The organism is Pseudomonas sp. PA-5-4B (assembly GCF_021606215.1).
In the GTDB taxonomy this organism is placed as follows: Bacteria; Pseudomonadota; Gammaproteobacteria; order Pseudomonadales; family Pseudomonadaceae; genus Aquipseudomonas; species Aquipseudomonas edaphica.
This window is the reverse complement of the sequence record NZ_WKDB01000135.1, coordinates 1-3,076: the sequence shown is the minus strand read 5'-3', so window position 1 is coordinate 3,076 and position 3,076 is coordinate 1. Positions and strand designations below refer to the sequence as shown.

Annotated in this window: 1 rRNA gene; it reads right to left on the bottom strand. The window is 51.0% G+C overall.

Annotated features, from left to right (window positions below):
• Positions 1-20: 20 nt before the first annotated feature.
• Positions 21-2,912, bottom strand: a 23S ribosomal RNA gene (locus tag GIW28_RS30510).
• Positions 2,913-3,076: the final 164 nt, after the last annotated feature.

Sequence of the window (3,076 nt, the reverse complement as noted above, 5' to 3'; positions counted from 1 at the left end):
TCAAATTGCTTGGGTGTTATATGGTCAAGCCTCACGGGCAATTAGTATTGGTTAGCTCAACGCCTCACAGCGCTTACACACCCAACCTATCAACGTCGTAGTCTTCGACGGCCCTTCAGGGGACTCAAGGTCCCAGTGAGATCTCATCTTGAGGCTAGTTTCCCGCTTAGATGCTTTCAGCGGTTATCTATTCCGAACATAGCTACCCGGCAATGCCACTGGCGTGACAACCGGAACACCAGAGGTTCGTCCACTCCGGTCCTCTCGTACTAGGAGCAGCCCCTCTCAAATCTCAAACGTCCACGGCAGATAGGGACCGAACTGTCTCACGACGTTCTAAACCCAGCTCGCGTACCACTTTAAATGGCGAACAGCCATACCCTTGGGACCGGCTTCAGCCCCAGGATGTGATGAGCCGACATCGAGGTGCCAAACACCGCCGTCGATATGAACTCTTGGGCGGTATCAGCCTGTTATCCCCGGAGTACCTTTTATCCGTTGAGCGATGGCCCTTCCATACAGAACCACCGGATCACTAAGACCTACTTTCGTACCTGCTCGACGTGTCTGTCTCGCAGTCAAGCGCGCTTTTGCCTTTATACTCTACGACCGATTTCCGACCGGTCTGAGCGCACCTTCGTACTCCTCCGTTACTCTTTAGGAGGAGACCGCCCCAGTCAAACTACCCACCATACACTGTCCTCGATCCGGATAACGGACCTGAGTTAGAACCTCAAAGTTGCCAGGGTGGTATTTCAAGGTTGGCTCCACGCAGACTGGCGTCCACGCTTCAAAGCCTCCCACCTATCCTACACAAGCAAATTCAAAGTCCAGTGCAAAGCTATAGTAAAGGTTCACGGGGTCTTTCCGTCTAGCCGCGGATACACTGCATCTTCACAGCGATTTCAATTTCACTGAGTCTCGGGTGGAGACAGCGCCGCCATCGTTACGCCATTCGTGCAGGTCGGAACTTACCCGACAAGGAATTTCGCTACCTTAGGACCGTTATAGTTACGGCCGCCGTTTACCGGGGCTTCGATCAAGAGCTTCGCGTTAGCTAACCCCATCAATTAACCTTCCGGCACCGGGCAGGCGTCACACCCTATACGTCCACTTTCGTGTTTGCAGAGTGCTGTGTTTTTAATAAACAGTCGCAGCGGCCTGGTATCTTCGACCGGCATGAGCTTACGGAGCAAGTCCTTCACCCTCACCGGCGCACCTTCTCCCGAAGTTACGGTGCCATTTTGCCTAGTTCCTTCACCCGAGTTCTCTCAAGCGCCTTGGTATTCTCTACCCAACCACCTGTGTCGGTTTGGGGTACGGTTCCTGGTTACCTGAAGCTTAGAAGCTTTTCTTGGAAGCATGGCATCAACCACTTCGCTAACTAAAAGTTAGCTCGTCATCAGCTCTCGGCCTTAAGATCCCGGATTTACCTAAGATCTCAGCCTACCACCTTAAACTTGGACAACCAACGCCAAGCTGGCCTAGCCTTCTCCGTCCCTCCATCGCAATAACCAGAAGTACAGGAATATTAACCTGTTTTCCATCGACTACGCTTTTCAGCCTCGCCTTAGGGACCGACTAACCCTGCGTCGATTAACGTTGCGCAGGAAACCTTGGTCTTTCGGCGTGGGTGTTTTTCACACCCATTGTCGTTACTCATGTCAGCATTCGCACTTCTGATACCTCCAGCAAGCTTCTCAACTCACCTTCACAGGCTTACAGAACGCTCCTCTACCGCATCACTTACGTGATACCCGTAGCTTCGGTGTATGGTTTGAGCCCCGTTACATCTTCCGCGCAGGCCGACTCGACTAGTGAGCTATTACGCTTTCTTTAAAGGGTGGCTGCTTCTAAGCCAACCTCCTAGCTGTCTAAGCCTTCCCACATCGTTTCCCACTTAACCATAACTTTGGGACCTTAGCTGACGGTCTGGGTTGTTTCCCTTTTCACGACGGACGTTAGCACCCGCCGTGTGTCTCCCATGCTCGGCACTTGTAGGTATTCGGAGTTTGCATCGGTTTGGTAAGTCGGGATGACCCCCTAGCCGAAACAGTGCTCTACCCCCTACAGTGATACATGAGGCGCTACCTAAATAGCTTTCGAGGAGAACCAGCTATCTCCGAGCTTGATTAGCCTTTCACTCCGATCCACAGGTCATCCGCTAACTTTTCAACGGTAGTCGGTTCGGTCCTCCAGTTAGTGTTACCCAACCTTCAACCTGCCCATGGATAGATCGCCCGGTTTCGGGTCTATTCCCAGCGACTAGACGCCCTATTAAGACTCGCTTTCGCTACGCCTCCCCTATTCGGTTAAGCTCGCCACTGAAAATAAGTCGCTGACCCATTATACAAAAGGTACGCAGTCACAGAACAAAGTCTGCTCCCACTGCTTGTACGCATACGGTTTCAGGATCTATTTCACTCCCCTCTCCGGGGTTCTTTTCGCCTTTCCCTCACGGTACTAGTTCACTATCGGTCAGTCAGTAGTATTTAGCCTTGGAGGATGGTCCCCCCATATTCAGACAAAGTTTCTCGTGCTCCGTCCTACTCGATTTCATGACTAAGAGATTTTCGCGTACAGGGCTATCACCCACTATGGCCGCACTTTCCAGAGCGTTCCGCTAATCTCAAAGCCACTTAAGGGCTAGTCCCCGTTCGCTCGCCACTACTAAGGGAATCTCGGTTGATTTCTTTTCCTCAGGGTACTTAGATGTTTCAGTTCCCCTGGTTCGCCTCTTACGCCTATGTATTCAGCGTAAGATAACCATCTTATGATGGCTGGGTTCCCCCATTCAGACATCTCCGGATCAAAGTCTGTTTGCCGACTCCCCGAAGCTTTTCGCAGGCTACCACGTCTTTCATCGCCTCTGACTGCCAAGGCATCCACCGTATGCGCTTCTTCACTTGACCATATAACCCCAAGCAATCTGGTTATACTGTGAAGACAACATTCGCCGAAAATTCGAATTTCTCAACTAAGAGAACTCACAAATTTTACCTTAGCCTGATCCGTTACCAGTGAAAGTAACGTTCAGTCTATCTTTCTATCACATACCCAAATTTTTAAAGAACGA